The organism is Limnohabitans sp. (assembly GCF_031539175.1).
In the GTDB taxonomy this organism is placed as follows: Bacteria; Pseudomonadota; Gammaproteobacteria; order Burkholderiales; family Burkholderiaceae_C; genus Limnohabitans.
Window position 1 is genome coordinate 35,230 of sequence record NZ_JAVKLQ010000056.1, and the last position, 15,591, is coordinate 50,820.

A 15,591-nucleotide genomic window follows, 5' to 3' on the forward strand; every position below is an offset into this window, starting at 1 on the left:
TTGGACATGACGAACAAACTCAAACTCGTGATGGTGGGCAACGGCATGGCCGGCGTGCGCACCTTGGAGGAACTGATCAAGCTCACGCCAGACCTGTACGACATCACGGTCTTCGGCTCTGAGCCCCACCCCAACTACAACCGCATTTTGTTGTCGCCCGTGTTGGCCGGCGAACAAACGCTGGACGAGATCATCCTCAACCCGCTGGCCTGGTACAGCGACAACCACATCACGCTCCACACCAGCTGGACCGTGACCGAGGTGGACCGCGTCAAACGCGTGGTGCACGCCACCAACGCCGCAGGCGAAGTCAAAAGCGCACCGTATGACCGCTTGATTTTGGCCACCGGCTCCAACCCCTTCATGCTGCCCGTGCCGGGCCGTGAGTTGGACGGCGTGCTGGCCTACCGCGACATCGCCGACACCCAGGCCATGATTGACGCGGCCACAAAATACAAACACGCGGTGGTGATTGGCGGCGGTTTGCTAGGCCTCGAAGCCGCCAACGGTTTGATGAAACGCGGCATGAGCGTGACCGTGGTGCACGTGGGCGAATGGCTGATGGAGCGCCAGCTCGACAAGGTCGCAGGCGAACTGCTGCAACGCTCACTTGAAGAACGGGGCATGGAGTTCCGCATGGGGGCACACACCCAAGAATTGCAAGCCGACAAAAACGGGCGCGTGGCCACTGTGCTGTTCAAAGACGGCTCCAGCGTCCCCGCTGAACTGGTGGTGATGGCCGTGGGCATTCGCCCCAACACAGGCTTGGCCGAAAAAATGCACCTGCATTGCGAGCGTGGCATTGTGGTCAGCGACACCTTGCAAACCGTGACCGACCCACGCATTTACGCCGTGGGTGAGTGCGCGGCCCACCGTGGCATTGCTTACGGTTTGGTGGCGCCTTTGTTTGAACAAGGCAAGGTCTTGGCCAACCATTTGGCCGAGTTTGGTATTGGCCGCTACACCGGCTCGCTGACGTCGACCAAGCTCAAAGTCACCGGCATTGATTTGTTCAGCGCAGGCGACTTCATGGGCAGCGACGACGGCAGCACCGAAGAAATTGTGCTGAGCGACCCACACGAAGGCGTGTACAAAAAGCTCGTCATCCGCAACGACCAATTGGTGGGCGCCTGTTTGTATGGCGACACCGTGGACGGCAGCTGGTACTTCAAGCTGTTGCGCGATGGCCGCAGCGTGGCCGACATCCGCGAGAAGCTGATGTTTGGTGAATCCAACATCGGTGACGTGGGCCATGAAGGCCACAGCAAAGCCGCCAGCATGCCCGACGATGCCGAGGTGTGCGGTTGCAACGGCGTGAAAAAAGGCGCAATTTGCAAAGCCATCAAAGACAAAGGTTTGTTCACTTTGGATGAGGTGCGCAAGCACACCAAAGCCAGCGCCTCATGCGGCTCTTGCACAGGTTTGGTCGAGCAGATTTTGATGTTCACCGCCGGCGGCGACTACTCGGCCACGCCGAAGAAAAAAGCCATCTGCAGTTGCACCGACCACAGCCACCAAGAAGTGCGTGACGCCATTCGTGACCACAAGCTGTTGACCAACGACGCGGTGTTTGATTTCTTAGAGTGGAAAAAGCCCAGCCCAGACACCAAAGCCACGGGCTGCGCCACCTGCCGCCCAGCCATCAACTATTACCGCATGAGCAGCTGGCCCAAACAAGCCTTGGACGACCCGCAAAGCCGCCTCATCAACGAGCGCAGCCACGCCAATATCCAAAAGGACGGCACCTACAGCGTCATTCCACGCATGTGGGGCGGCGAGACCACCGCCGATGAATTGCGCCGCATTGCCGACGTGGTGGACAAGTACAACATTCCCACCGTCAAGGTCACGGGTGGTCAACGCATCGACTTGCTGGGCGTGAAGAAAGAAGACCTCGTCAATGTGTGGAAAGACATTGGCATGCCGTGCGGCCACGCCTACGCCAAAGCCTTGCGCACGGTCAAAACCTGCGTGGGCAGCGAGTGGTGCCGCATGGGCACCCAAGACAGCACGCAAATGGGCAAAGATCTTGAAAAAGCCATGTGGCGCATGTACGCCCCACACAAGGTGAAGTTTGCCGTGTCGGGCTGCCCGCGTAACTGCGCAGAGGCTGGCATCAAAGACGTGGGCATCATCGGCGTGGACAGCGGCTGGGAGATGTACATCGCCGGCAACGGCGGCATCAAGACCGAAGTGGCGGAGTTCTTTGTGAAGGTCAAAACCTCTGAAGAAGTGATGGAGTACACCGGCGCCTTCATGCAGCTCTACCGCGAAGAAGGTTGGTATTTAGAGCGCACCGTGCACTACGTGAACCGCGTGGGCATGGACTACGTGAAGAAAAAAATCTTGGACGACGAAGCAGGCCGCAAAGCCTTGTGGGCACGTTTGCAATTTGCGCTCGACGGTGAACCCGACCCTTGGTTTGAGTTCGACAAAGCGCAAGTCGACACGCGCCAGTTTGAAGCCATCACCGTTTAAGGAACCACACCATGACCGAATGGAAAGTCATTTGCAAAGTTGACGACATCCCCGTGCTGGGCGCACGCCGCGTGCAGCGCACCAAGGGCGTCGAAGTGGCGGTGTTTCGCAACGCCGAAGACAAAGTGTTTGCGCTGCTGGACCAATGCCCACACAAGCGTGGGCCCCTGAGCCAAGGCTTGGTGTTTGGAGAAACCGTGGTGTGCCCGCTGCACAACTGGCACATTGGTTTGGTGGATGGCTGTGCGCATGCGCCCGATGAAGGCTGCACCACCCGTTTTGCGGTGCGCGTAGAAAACGGCGATGTGGCATTGGATATGAACGAGCTCAACACCCTCGCCATTGACGACGCTACCGTTACTAACTGACACACACCGCGCAATAAACCATGCCCCTCGCCAGAAAGATGCCATGAAAGAAACGCGTTCAACCTGCCCCTACTGCGGTGTGGGCTGCGGCGTCATCATTGAGTCCCATGGTGGGCAAATCACTGGGGTGCGTGGGGATCCAAAGCACCCTGCCAACTTTGGCCGTTTGTGCAGCAAAGGTTCCTCTCTGCACCTCACGGCCAGCCCGATGATGGCTGAGCAAACGCGTTTGCTGCAACCCATGCGCCGCTTGGTGCGTGGCGGCAGTTTGCAGCCGATGGCCTGGGACAACGCCATGCAACTGGCCAGCCAAACACTGGCCAGCATCGTGCGTGCGCACGGCGCTGATGCGCTGGGGTTTTATGTGTCGGGTCAGTTGCTGACCGAAGACTATTACGTCTTCAACAAGTTGGCCAAAGGCCTGCTGGGCACCAACAACATCGACACCAACTCGCGCTTGTGCATGAGCAGCGCGGTGGCGGGCTACAAACTCACCCTCGGTGCCGATGCGCCACCCGCGTGCTACGACGATGTGATGCACGCCGACTGCTTGTTCATCGCGGGCAGCAACGCGGCGTATGCGCACCCCATTTTGTTCAGACGCATTGAAGACGCGCGCGCGAAAAACCCCAACCTCAAAATCATCGTCGCTGACCCACGCCGTACCGACACCGCCAGCAGCGCCGATCTGCACTTGGCGTTGCAACCCGGCACGGATGTGACCTTGTTTCACGGCATGTTGCATCTGATGTTGGCCGAAGGCTGGGTCGACTCCGCATACATCGCGGCACACACCGAGGGCTTCGAAGCGTTGCAAAGCCTCGTGGCCGACTACACACCCGCTCGCGTGCATGAGGTGTGCGGCATCACGCCTGAACAACTGCTGCAAGCCACCCGGTGGTTTGCAGGCGTCCCCCCTCACAGCACCACGAACAGACCTGATCCCGCATGGCGCACGCTCAGCTTGTATTGCCAAGGCTTGAACCAATCCAGCAGTGGCACGGCCAAAAACGCCTCGCTCATCAACTTGCATTTGGCAACGGCGCAGATTGGCAAAGCGGGTGCAGGCCCCTTCTCGCTCACGGGCCAACCCAACGCCATGGGGGGTCGCGAAGTGGGTGGTTTGGCCAACCTCATCAGCGCCCACCGCGACATGAGCAAACCAGAACACCGAGCTGAAGTCGCCGCGTTGTGGGGCATTGACGATGTACCAGCCAAACCCGGCAAAACGGCCGTAGAAATGTTTGAAGCCGCCGCAGATGGCGAAATCAAAGCCCTGTGGATTGCCTGTACCAACCCCGCGCAATCGATGCCCGACCAAGCCACAGTGCGTCGCGCCTTAGAGCGTGCCGAGTTTGTGGTGGTGCAAGAAGCCTTCGCCACCGCCGAGACCTGCAACTTTGCAGACCTGCTGTTACCCGCCACCACCTGGGGCGAAAAAGAAGGCACGGTCACCAACAGCGAACGTCGCATCACCCGCGTGCGCGCCGCGGTGCCCGCCCCCGGACATGCACGGCACGACTGGCAAATTGTGGTGGACTTGGCCGCACGTTTGCGCAAAGAACCCGGCGTCATGCCTCACGCCACGGCAAGTGGGCTGCACATGGCCTACACCTCCCCTGAAGAAATTTGGGTGGAGCACCGCGAATCTACGCGTGGCCGCGACCTCGACATCACAGGCCTCAGTTACGCGCATTTAGAAGACACCCCCGAGCAATGGCCCATGCGCGAAGGCGCGACACAAGGCCAAGCGCGTTTGTACGAAGACGGCGTGTTTGCGACCGCCAATGGCCGCGCCAAGTTTGCAGCCATTCCCTATGTGCCGACGGCTGAGGTGCGTGAATCCCGCTTTCCGTTCTCGCTCAACACAGGCCGCTTGCGTGACCAATGGCATGGCATGACGCGCACCGGTTTGGTGGGCAAACTCTTTGGCCATGTGCCTGAACCCGTGGTGCAACTGCACCCCGACGACATGGCGCGTTTGGGTTTTGCGGCAGGCACCTTGGTGCACGTCACCAGCAAGCGGGGCTCCATCGTGTTACCGGCCCAAGCCAGTGACGACCTCAGTCCTCACCAAGCATTCATCGCGATGCACTGGGGGCCTGCATTTTTGAGCGGACGCGACCACCAAAACAAACCGTTGGCCGGTGTGAACGCCATCACCACCTCGGCGTATTGCCCCACCTCCAAACAACCCGAGCTCAAACACGCTGCAGTCAAAGTGCTCAAGGCCGAACTGCCCTGGACCTTGCTGGCCGTGGCTTGGTTGCCAGAACACAAAGCCCAAACCATTTTGCAAAACCTGCGTACGCGCATGGTGCAGTTTGAGTTTGCCAGCTGCGTGCCGTTCAGCGACACACCCGCACAAGGTCCCGCACGTCAAGGTGTGTTGATGCGCGCCGCCTGCAGCGAAGCACCCGACATGGCGCTGCTGCACGAGATCGAACAACTCTTGGGCCTCAACGGGGCAGACAGCTTGCGCTACGTGGATGCCAAACGCCACCAATTGCGCAGCATGCGTTTGCAACACAGCGAAGCCCCTCAAGCCAAAGACACACAGCTTGCCGCCTTCGTGATCGCGGGCGATACCTCGGCCGAAACATGGCTCAAAGCTTTGCTGCAAACCCAAGCGTCCACGCAGGAATATGGTCGCCGCTTGTTGATGACGGGTAACAAGCCACCCGTGGCCTTGGTCGATGCAGGCAGCACCGTGTGCAGTTGCGTGGGTGTGAAAGACGTGGCCATCCAAACGCACTTGAAAACCTGCCAAGGCGACGAAACCGCGCGTTTGGCCGCGTTGCAAGGCACGCTGAAATGCGGCACCCAATGCGGCTCCTGCGTGCCCGAGTTGCGCCGCATGATTCGCCTCACCTTGTCGAGTGATGCGGCATCCCCGTCATTGACCTTATAGCCCTGAGTTATCAGCGCTGCGAGACAATACGCCCATGGGAATTGGCCACTACATCAAAGACATCGGGCGCGGTCGCGACGGCGCTCGCCCCCTCACGCGTGAACACGCCACAGACCTGATGGGCCAAGTGCTCGATGGGCAAGTGACCGATTTAGAGATCGGGGCGTTTTGCTTGGCCATGCGCATCAAAGGCGAAACCCCCGAAGAAATGGCAGGTTTTTTAGACGCCACCCACGCGCGCTTGCAGCACGTTCGCGCCAACACTGACACCCCTGTGGTGGTGTTGCCCAGCTACAACGGGGCACGTAAATTACCGGTGCTCACCCCGCTGTTGGCCTGTTTGTTGGCCCGCGAGGGTGTGGCAGTTGTCATGCACGGCACGGCAACCGAGTCCAGCCGCATCACCTCAGAAGCGGTGTTGGCCGCCTTGGGCATTCAAGCGCGTCAAACCGCTGGGACTGTGGCAGCGGGCGACGTGGCGTTTGTCCCCACCGACGTACTCAACCCCGCTTTGAAACGCTTGTTGGATGTACGTCGCGTGGTGAACCTGCGCAACCCCGCCCACAGTTTGGTCAAGCTGATGAACCCTGTGGCACGCTTGCCCGAGACGCTCATCAACGGCACCCAAGCCCACGCCAACCGCACCTTGCTGGTCAGCAGCTACACCCACCCTGAATATGCGCTGTCCATGGCCGCCACATTCGAACTCACGGGCGCACGCGCCCTGTTGCTGCGCGGTACCGAAGGCGAGGTGGTGGCCGATGCTCGCCGACTGCCGCAAATCGACGCATTTGTGAACGGCACACGCACCCCCTTGGTCGAAGCACAAGCCGGCTCACTGGTGAAGCTGCCTGAGCTGCCCACACACATCGATGCGGACAGCACCGCTCGCTACATCCAACACGTCCTCGACGGCCAACGGCCCGTGCCCGCTCCGATTGCCCGCCAAGTCCAAGCCGCGCTGCAAGCCTTGGCCCTCTGAGACCCGCTCTGAAAGTTTGCACCATGTCTCACCACAACACACCCACACCGCATGTCACTTTGGTCGGCGCAGGCCCCGGTGACCCCGAGTTGTTGACACTCAAAGCCGTCAAGGCCATTGCGTCAGCCACGGTCTTATTGGTGGACGATTTGGTGAGCGATGCCATCACAGAACACGCCTCGCCCACCGCACGCATCATCCATGTGGGCAAACGCGGTGGCTGCACATCCACGCCGCAAGCTTTCATCGAAAAACTCATGCTGCAAGAAGCCCAAGCGGGTGAGACCGTGGTGCGTCTGAAAGGCGGCGATCCGTTCATTTTTGGACGTGGCGGCGAAGAAGTTGAACATTTGCAAGCGCAAGGGGTGGCGGTCACAGTCATCAATGGCATCACGTCTGGCTTGGCAGGCGTGACCTCGTTGGGCGTGCCATTGACGCACCGCGAGCACGCACATGGCGTGGTCTTCATCACCGGTCACGCCAAGCTGGGGGCTTCTGACGGGGTGGACTGGGTGGCGCTGGCCAAAACGGCACACCAAGCCAAACTCACTTTGGTCATTTACATGGGCATGAGTGGCGCAGCGGCCTTGCAGGCCGCGTTGCTCCAGGGCTTGCGCGCCGACACGCCAGTGGCCATCGTGCATCAGGTGAGCCTGCCCACCCAGCGCCACGCGGTGTGCACCTTGGTAGAGCTGCACCACACGGTGGTGCGCGAAAAACTGGCCAGCCCCTCCGTGATCGTGGTGGGCGATGTGTTCAAAGGTTTGCTGGAAATGCAACACCACGCGGCGACAAACCCGCCGCAAGCGGCACAAGGCTGAACGCGGCGCTCTAGGCGTCCAAACGTCTGTGCGGCTGTCACCCACAGAACAGCCCTTGCCAAGGGCCTGTGCTCAGATGGCCTGATCTGACAACACAGGAGACACGTTCATGGGTAACTCACTCAAAGGCCAAGTGGCTTGGGTCACAGGCGGCGGCAGTGGCATTGGTTTGGCGGGAGCCATTGAATTGGTCAAAGCAGGCGCCCATGTGGTGATTTCTGGACGCAATGCAGCCTCCAACGCTTCGGGCTTGGCCGCCTTGCAAGCCTTGGGCAGTGCTCAAGGCATTGAGCTGGACGTGGCCGACAAACACGCGGTCAAAGCCGCAGCGGATCAGATCTTGGCGCAGCACGGCCACATCGACATCTTGGTCAACAGCGCAGGCACCAACGCGACAAAACGCAACTTGGATGTGGTCTCGGTCGACGATTGGGACAACGTGGTGGCCATCAACCTCTCGGGCTCGTTCTACACCGTGCATGCTGTGTTGCCCAGCATGCGAGCACGGGGTGGCGGCTTGATCATCAACGTCTCGTCGTGGGCGGGTTTGTATGCCTCCAAGCTCACAGGCCCCGCCTACAACGCGACCAAGCGTGCCGTGATCGCCTTGACGGAATCGATCAACATGGAAGAAGGTGGCCATGGCATTCGCGCCAGCTCGGTGCTGCCAGGCGAAGTGGCCACGCCCATTTTGAACAAACGCCCCGTGCCGCCCTCGCAAGAGCAACGCGACCGCATGGTGCAAGCCGAAGACATGGGCCAAGCCATTTTGTTTTTGGCCCAAATGCCGGCACGTACGTGCATCAACGAACTCATCATCTCGCCCACCTTCAACCGTTTTTACATGGGCGGTTTAGAGATACCACCGGCCAAGACTGCGAGCTAAGGCGAGACCGCCCACTAAACTCACCCCATGAAATTGTTTGATGTGGTGATCGTGGGTGCCGGTGCTGCCGGTTTGTTTTGTGCAGGCGTGGCCGCGCAACAGGGTTTGCAAGTGCTGGTGCTCGACCACAGCGAAAAAGTGGCCGAAAAAATCCGCATCTCCGGCGGTGGTCGCAGCAACTTCACCAACCGTGAGCTGGATGTGCGAGCCCCGCACAAGCACTTTTTGGGCGATAACCCACAGTTTTGTCGCAGCGCCCTCTCGCGCTACACACCACAAGACTTTGTGGCGCTCGTGCAAAAACACAACATCCCGTTTCACGAAAAGCACAAAGGCCAGCTGTTTTGCGATCGCTCGGCCGAAGACCTGATTCAAATGCTGTTGGCCGAGTGCCATGGGTCTGCCAACGGCGGCAGTGTGACCCGCTGGCAGCCCTGCAGCCTGAAAGCCATTCGCTACGCGGATGCGGCGCCCGAAGCACAGCGCTACGAGGTAGACACCTCACAAGGCACCGTACAAACCGCAGCCGTGGTGGTGGCAACAGGTGGTTTGTCCATCCCAAAAATCGGGGCAACCGACATCGGTTATCGCTTGGCCAAGCAGTTTGATTTGCGCGTGGTCGAAACCCGCCCAGGGCTGGTGCCGCTCACCTTTGACGGCGAGGCTTGGGGCCCTTACGCCCAACTGTCTGGCTTGTCTCTGCCCGTACGGATTGAGACGGGCAGCAAAAAATCACTGCAAAGCTTTGACGAAGACCTGTTGTTCACCCACCGCGGTCTGTCTGGCCCTGGCGTGCTGCAAATTTCAAGTTACTGGCAAGCTGGCTCAGACATTCGCATCAACTTGGCGCCCGAGATCGCGTTGGCCGATGCACTGATGCGCGCCAAACAACACTCAAAAAAACTGATCGCCAACGAACTCAATGCGTGGGTGCCGTCGCGCTTGGCCGATGCATGGGTGAGCCAAGATGCCGCATGGCAACGCCCTGTGATTGAAGCCAGCGACAAAGCGCTGAACCTGCTGGCGCAGCGCTTGAGCAGCTGGTCGCTCGCCCCGACAGGCACAGAAGGGTATAAAAAAGCCGAAGTCACCGTAGGCGGTGTGAACACGCGCGACTTGTCCCAGCAGACCATGGAATCCAAGCAACCAGGCCTCTATTTCATTGGCGAAGTGGTGGATATCACAGGCTGGTTGGGCGGCTACAACTTCCAATGGGCGTGGTCCAGCGCACATGCCTGTGCAAAAGCGTTGGGCGAACGTCTTAAACCTGCTGGATAAGTCGCTATAATTTATGTCTTTGCTGGCAAACCCCCAACGGCCTGATCAACTTTGTGTTGGGGAACCCCGCAGACATGGCGTTTAAGCACGATCTTCTTGAACACCCGCTGGCTGCAATATTTGGAAAATTTTGGTAATGACCACTATCCGTGTTAAAGAAAACGAACCGTTTGACGTTGCCCTGCGTCGCTTCAAGCGCACCATTGAAAAATTGGGTCTGTTGACCGACTTGCGCGCTCGCGAGTTCTACGAGAAGCCAACCGCTGAACGTAAACGTAAAAAAGCAGCCGCAGTGAAACGTCACTACAAGCGCGTGCGTAGCATGCAGCTGCCCAAGAAGCTGTACTAATCAGCTTCTCCTGATCTGAGTTGTAAAACTCAATCAGACGCTCGCATGGGGACGCTCATGCGAGTTTTTTTTTGCCTCATCACACTTCTCACCTTTCGCCAACGGAGCCGACCATGAGCCTCAAAGCACAAATCACCGAAGACATGAAAACCGCCATGCGCGCCAAAGACAGCGTGCGCTTGGGCACCATCCGCTTGCTGCAAGCCGCGATGAAACAAAAAGAAGTGGATGAGCGCGTGGAACTCGACGATGCCATGGTGATCGCCATCGTCGACAAATTGATCAAACAGCGCAAAGACTCCGTCGCGGCTTACCAGACTGCGCAACGTCAAGACTTAGCCGACGTGGAAAGCGCTGAAATGAAAGTGTTGGAGGTCTATTTGCCCCAACGCCTGAGCGCCGATGAAATCACAGCAGCCGTGAAAGCCATCGTGGCCGAAGTCGGTGCCGCAGGACCTGGCGACATGGGCAAAGTGATGGGCGCAGTCAAAGCGCAATTGGCAGGCAAGGCCGACATGGGCTTGGTGTCTGCGGCGGTAAAAGCCGCATTGGCGAGCTAAAAACGTACGCCATCCCATAAAAAACGGGCCTTGAAGGCCCGTTTTGCATGCACGTTTGACGTTTTAACTGCCCGCCACTTTCATGCGGTTGATCAACACCGAGCCGATGGTTTTAGCGCCCATGTTGTAGGCATCTGCGCCAATGGCTTCAATGCCTTGGAACATGTCTTTCATGTTCCCAGCGATGGTGATTTCTTGCACAGGAAAGGCAATTTGGCCGTTCTCCACCCAAAAACCGCTTGCACCACGCGAGTAATCGCCGGTCACGTAGTTCACGCCTTGGCCCATCAGCTCGATGACAAACAGGCCCGTGCCGAGTTTTTTCAGCATGGTGTCTAAGTCGTCGCTGCTTTGCGTCAAACGCGAGCGCATCACCAAATTATGTGAACCACCCGCATTGCCCGTCGTGGGCATGCCCAGTTTTCGCGCTGAATAAGTGCTCAGGAAATAACCTTCCACTCGACCGCCTTTGACCACGCTGCGCGCGCGGGTGGTCACCCCCTCATCGTCAAATGGCGAACTGCCTTTGCCACGCAAAATGAACGGGTCCTCCAAAATGTCGATGTGCTTGGGAAACACACGTTTGCCCAAAGAGTCCAACAAAAACGTGCTCTTGCGGTACAGGGCACCGCCACTCACCGCTTGCACAAACCCACCCAACAAGCCTGCGGCCACGGGCGCTTCAAACAGCACGGGACACTCGGTGGTGGCAATTTTGCGAGACTTCAAACGGCTCAACGCGCGCTCTGCGGCGTAGCGCCCCACCGCTTCGGGCGAGGCCAAATCTTCGGCGGCGCGCATGGAGCTGTACCACGAGTCGCGCTGCATGTTGTTGCCTTTGCCCGCAATCGGTGCCACTGAAAAGCCTTGGCGCGAGCTGGCGTAGCCGCCACGAAACCCGTGCGTGTGTGCGCTAAAAAAGTGACTCTGTTGGGCCGACACAGCCGCACCTTCGCTGTTGGTGATGCGTTTGCTGGTGCGCAAAGCCGCCTCTTCACAACGCAAGGCCAAAACAGCCGCTTCTTCGCTGGTGATGGCCCAAGGGTGAAACAAATCCAAATCGCGGTGCGTTTTGGCAATGTCTTTTTCATCCGGCAAGCCTGCGGTGGGGTCTTCGGCCGTGAAGCGGGCGATGTCGTACGCCGCCTGCACGGTACGTTCCACCGCAGCCCCCGAGAAATCGGAAGTGCTGGCGTTACCGCGGCGGTTGCCTAAATACACAGTCACGCCCAGCGACTTGTCGCGGTTGCGTTCCACGTTTTCTAACTCGCCCTTGCGCACAGACACGCTCAAACCACAGCCTTCTGAGGCCTCAGCGCCAACGTCCGTGGCGCCCAGTTTTTTGGCATGCGCGATGGCGTGATCCACCAACGCTTCGAATTGTTCACGGCTGTGGCTAAAGCCTTGCGCAGGCGTGTGTTGAGGGGCTTGGTTTTTAGAGGCTTTGGTCATATCGGCGGCTATGATACTTGTCAGTGCGTTTGCCTCCGTGTTGGAGGGTGAAACTGCCGATATTTACCTCCCCCCCCCTATGTCACGTAAACCCAAAAAAGGTTATTTCGTCCGCGGCCAATTTGTGGCCGAAGGTAGCGAACTCGACCTCGAACTCAAAGCTGAACTCAAAGGCACCGATGGCGCCAGCCGCACGGACCGCAAAAAAGACAGCGACGAGCGCCAAGACCTTGGCGTGGAGATGCTGACCTTGCGCAACGACTTGTCGCAGCGTCTCAGCCTCCAAGGTCACGTCACCGACCAACTGCGTGATGCGTTGGCCGAAGCCCGTCGCATCACCAACTTTGAAGGCAAACGCCGTCAAATGCAGTACGTGGGCAAACTCATGCGCAAGCTAAGCGAAGAATCCATTGAGGCCGTCAAAGACGCGCTCAATGAACAACGCATGGGCAGCACCCGCGACACCTTGGCACTCCACTTGGCCGAGCACTGGCGCGACCGTTTGATTGCCGACGACACCGCCGCACAAGAATGGATCACCGAATACCCCAGCACCGACAGCCAGCAACTGCGTGCGTTGGTACGTCAAGCCCGCAAAGACGACACCACCTCCAAGGCGGATGTGGCCAAAGGTCTACTGCCCCGCCAAGGTCGGGCGTACCGTGAGATTTTTCAACTCATCAAAGAGCAGATGAACTTGGCGGACGATGCGGCTCACACGCCAGAAGACGAGGATGGAGAGTACAAGCCATGAGCGACGCGACCTTGCCCACCCCTGATGCACGTTGCGACACGGTTCGCGTGGGTATCGTCTCCATCAGTGACCGGGCCTCCAGCGGCACCTATGAAGACAAAGGCCTGCCGGCATTGCGAGACTGGCTGGGCCATGCCCTGCTCAACCCGATTGAGTACCAAGCCCGCCTGATTCCAGACGACCAAGCCACCATCAGCCAAACCTTGATTGAATTGGTCGATGCGGGCTGCGCCTTGGTGCTGACCACCGGCGGCACAGGCCCCGCGCTGCGTGATGTCACGCCAGAAGCCACCTTGGCGGTGGCCGACAAAGAAATGCCCGGTTTTGGCGAACAAATGCGTCAAATCAGCCTGCGCTTTGTGCCTACGGCAATCCTGTCACGCCAAGTGGCGGTCATTCGCGGTCAGAGCTTGATCATCAACTTGCCGGGACAACCCAAGTCCATTCAAGAAACCTTGGGCGGCTTGAAAGATGCGCAAGGTCAACAACTGGTGGACGGTATTTTTGCGGCGGTGCCATATTGCGTCGACCTGATTGGCGGCCCCTACATGGAAACGCGCGATGCATTTTGCAAAGCCTGGCGGCCTAAAACGGCTGTACGTCCAGCACGCTAAGACAAAAGCGATGGCGATGCTGCCACTCAGCGCTTGGCAGGCTTAGCTTTGGTTTTACTCTTGCCGTCAGGCGTGGGGTTAGCACTGCGAGCGCGCGGCTTTTCTTCAGACATATCGAAAAAGATTTCATCAAAGAACAGTTTGATGCGGGGTGAATCGTTGCCTTGGCTTTTCAAATTGGGCTCAAAGCACAAGACCGTGAACACATAGCTGTTCATCGCATCGACAAATTTGCTGAAATGCGGCACTTCAACGGAGTCAATGGGATCAATGGCCAAGTACCAAGGTTGCGCGTGCCCCGCCTCAATACGCATGGTGATGGCGCATTTCACTTCGTTAAAAAATAAGCCATATTGCTCAATATTTAAGTTCAATTCGCCAACGAAGCTGCCCTCATCGTTCAAGACAGCCGATATTTCTGTGGGGTAAAGGGTTAAAAAGTTCATCTCTATTCAAGCAACTGGTTAATTCGCGCCGCTTCGAATTGTTCTTTGCGCGCCGCTTCTTCGGGCACGCAATCGGGTTTGGCTTGGCCACTGGACAATTGCTCAATGGCCTGCCACAGCAAGGAAATTTGATGCTCTTGCGTGGCCGCATTGTCTATCAAGCCGCGCATGGCTTGACTGACTGGATCATCATTTTGCGTGACACCATAAGCTGAAAAACCCATCTTGGAAGCTGTTTCCTCACGCTTGGCATCGGTCTCGGCGTGAATGATGCGCGCGGGGTTACCCACCGCGGTGGCACCGGCAGGTACCGGTTTGGTCACCACGGCGTTGCTACCTACTTTGGCGCCATCGCCAACAGTGAAGCCGCCCAGCACCTTGGCACCCGCGCCAATCACCACGTCTTTGCCCAAAGTGGGGTGACGTTTTGCGCCTTTGTAGAGTGACGTGCCGCCCAAGGTCACGCCTTGGTAAATCGTGCAACCGTCACCAATCTCGGCCGTCTCACCCACCACCACGCCCATGGCATGGTCAAAAAATACGCGCTCACCGATCTTGGCCGCTGGGTGAATTTCAATGCCCGTCAGCCCACGCGAGATGTGCGAAATGAAACGACCTAACCATTTCAAACCGAGGTTCCAACAACCGTGTGCCAAACGGTGCAGCACAACGGCATGCAAACCTGGGTAGCAAGTCACAACTTCCCAGCGGCTGCGAGCGGCGGGGTCACGGTCCAAAATGCATTGAACGTCTGAGCGGATGCGTGAAAACATAGCCAAGATTATCGTTGTCCGTCCGCGGGTTTCTGCGAAGCCTGCGACATCGCCTTGGCGATCCCCCGCAAGATGTGGATTTCTTCTTGCGTGATCTGCGCTCGGTTGAACAGCTGGTTCAAGCGCGGCATGAGTTTTTTAGGCGCCTCTGGGTCTAAAAAACCAATATCGGTCAGCGATTGCTGCCAATGGTCGAGCAAACCTGCCAGCTGCTGGGCATCGGCCAAGGGTGTTGAAACGACTGCCGACTCGGCAGCCTTTGCAGCTTCACCGCTGTCGACTGAGGGCAACATTGTCGCAAGGCCCCCCAAAGCCTGCCGCCAGTCATAGGCCAGCACCTGCACGGCAGCGCCCAAATTGAGTGAGCCAAATTTAGGATCGGTAGGAATGCTCAAGCAGGTGTGGCAGCGATACACATCTTCATTGCGCATGCCAAAACGCTCGGACCCAAACAAAAATGCCACGCCAAAGTCTGGGTCATGCGCATGTTCAGCGGCTAAAGCGGCAAAGTGCGGACGAGGCTCCAACGTGGGGGGACCGAAATCGCGAGGCGTCATGGCGGTGGCGCATAGGTGGGTCATTCCATCAAGTGCCTCATCTAAGGTGGCTACCACACGGGCATGGGCCAAAACGTCAAGGGCACCACTGGCGCGTTGAATGGTCTCTTCGCGGCGCAACACGTTGTCCCAACGGGGGGCAACCAGCACCAAATCCGTGAATCCCATGACCTTCATGGCCCGAGCGGTCGCGCCCACATTGCCGGCGTGGCTGGTATTTAAAAGGGCGGATTCAAGGACGAAGTGCAACAAAGATGAACTGGTTATAGGTGGCTGAGGATGCGAGAGCATCATGGCCGCTTTAACCGCCAAATCGAAATTGCCCAATGTACAAGCACCTCAGCCGAGAAGAACGATACCAA

General features: G+C 58.3%; 15 protein-coding genes. 11 read left to right on the top strand and 4 right to left on the bottom strand.

The window, feature by feature from the left end; all coding sequences use genetic code 11:
* Positions 1-6 precede the first annotated feature (6 nt).
* The 9 genes from nirB (at position 7) to RMS95_RS10265 (ending at position 10,633) form a co-directional block, all read left to right on the top strand.
* Complete coding sequence (gene nirB / locus RMS95_RS10225; protein ID WP_310645855.1) at positions 7-2,478, top strand: nitrite reductase large subunit NirB; 2,472 nt, start codon at positions 7-9, stop codon at positions 2,476-2,478.
* Positions 2,479-2,489: 11 nt separating this feature from the next.
* Positions 2,490-2,846 (top strand): nitrite reductase small subunit NirD, encoded by a 357-nt coding sequence (gene nirD, locus RMS95_RS10230; RefSeq protein WP_310645857.1) that lies wholly within the window; start codon positions 2,490-2,492, stop codon positions 2,844-2,846.
* Between the two features lie 43 nt (positions 2,847-2,889).
* Complete coding sequence (locus RMS95_RS10235) at positions 2,890-5,757, top strand: molybdopterin-dependent oxidoreductase (protein WP_310645859.1); 2,868 nt, start codon at positions 2,890-2,892, stop codon at positions 5,755-5,757.
* Positions 5,758-5,791: 34 nt separating this feature from the next.
* A complete protein-coding gene (ybiB, locus tag RMS95_RS10240) occupies positions 5,792-6,739 on the top strand; it encodes a DNA-binding protein YbiB (protein ID WP_310645861.1) in 948 nt (315 codons plus the stop codon).
* A 23-nt stretch (positions 6,740-6,762) separates the two neighbouring features.
* Complete coding sequence (cobA, locus tag RMS95_RS10245) at positions 6,763-7,560, top strand: uroporphyrinogen-III C-methyltransferase (RefSeq protein ID WP_310645863.1); 798 nt, start codon at positions 6,763-6,765, stop codon at positions 7,558-7,560.
* A 109-nt stretch (positions 7,561-7,669) separates the two neighbouring features.
* Entirely contained in the window at positions 7,670-8,446 is a 777-nt protein-coding gene (locus tag RMS95_RS10250) for an SDR family oxidoreductase (protein WP_310645865.1), read from the top strand.
* 27 nt (positions 8,447-8,473) lie between these two features.
* Positions 8,474-9,724 carry an NAD(P)/FAD-dependent oxidoreductase gene (locus RMS95_RS10255; RefSeq protein WP_310645867.1) on the top strand — a complete coding sequence of 417 codons (1,251 nt, stop codon included), beginning with the start codon at positions 8,474-8,476 and terminating at the stop codon, positions 9,722-9,724.
* A gap of 136 nt (positions 9,725-9,860) precedes the next feature.
* Positions 9,861-10,073, top strand: coding sequence for a 30S ribosomal protein S21 (rpsU, locus tag RMS95_RS10260; protein ID WP_007833691.1), 213 nt, complete (start codon positions 9,861-9,863; stop codon positions 10,071-10,073).
* Positions 10,074-10,186: 113 nt separating this feature from the next.
* Entirely contained in the window at positions 10,187-10,633 is a 447-nt protein-coding gene (locus RMS95_RS10265; RefSeq protein ID WP_310645869.1) for a GatB/YqeY domain-containing protein, read from the top strand.
* 63 nt (positions 10,634-10,696) lie between these two features.
* Here RMS95_RS10265 and pmbA read toward each other — a convergent pair whose 3' ends face one another.
* A complete protein-coding gene (pmbA, locus tag RMS95_RS10270; RefSeq protein WP_310645871.1) occupies positions 10,697-12,085 on the bottom strand; it encodes a metalloprotease PmbA in 1,389 nt (462 codons plus the stop codon).
* A 79-nt stretch (positions 12,086-12,164) separates the two neighbouring features.
* Between pmbA and yjgA the strand changes: the two genes are divergently transcribed.
* Together yjgA and mog are read left to right on the top strand one after the other, a co-directional pair.
* Positions 12,165-12,839, top strand: a complete 675-nt coding sequence (gene yjgA, locus RMS95_RS10275) for a ribosome biogenesis factor YjgA (RefSeq protein ID WP_310645873.1) — start codon at positions 12,165-12,167, stop codon at positions 12,837-12,839.
* The gene (mog, locus tag RMS95_RS10280) at positions 12,836-13,453 is read left to right on the top strand and encodes a molybdopterin adenylyltransferase (RefSeq protein ID WP_310645874.1); all 618 of its coding nucleotides are present in this window, start codon (positions 12,836-12,838) and stop codon (positions 13,451-13,453) included. The genes yjgA and mog overlap by 4 nt, the downstream gene beginning before the upstream one ends.
* A 26-nt stretch (positions 13,454-13,479) precedes the next feature.
* Here the strand turns inward: mog and RMS95_RS10285 are convergent, their stop codons facing one another.
* The 3 genes from RMS95_RS10285 to RMS95_RS10295 are packed head-to-tail and all read right to left on the bottom strand — an operon-like array spanning position 13,480 to position 15,523.
* The gene (locus RMS95_RS10285) at positions 13,480-13,899 is read right to left on the bottom strand and encodes a hypothetical protein (RefSeq protein ID WP_310645876.1); all 420 of its coding nucleotides are present in this window, start codon (positions 13,897-13,899) and stop codon (positions 13,480-13,482) included.
* Between the two features lie 2 nt (positions 13,900-13,901).
* Positions 13,902-14,672, bottom strand: a complete 771-nt coding sequence (gene cysE, locus RMS95_RS10290) for a serine O-acetyltransferase (protein WP_310645878.1) — start codon at positions 14,670-14,672, stop codon at positions 13,902-13,904.
* A gap of 8 nt (positions 14,673-14,680) precedes the next feature.
* Positions 14,681-15,523 (bottom strand): RNA methyltransferase, encoded by an 843-nt coding sequence (locus RMS95_RS10295; RefSeq protein ID WP_310645880.1) that lies wholly within the window; start codon positions 15,521-15,523, stop codon positions 14,681-14,683.
* Positions 15,524-15,591 lie beyond the last annotated feature (68 nt).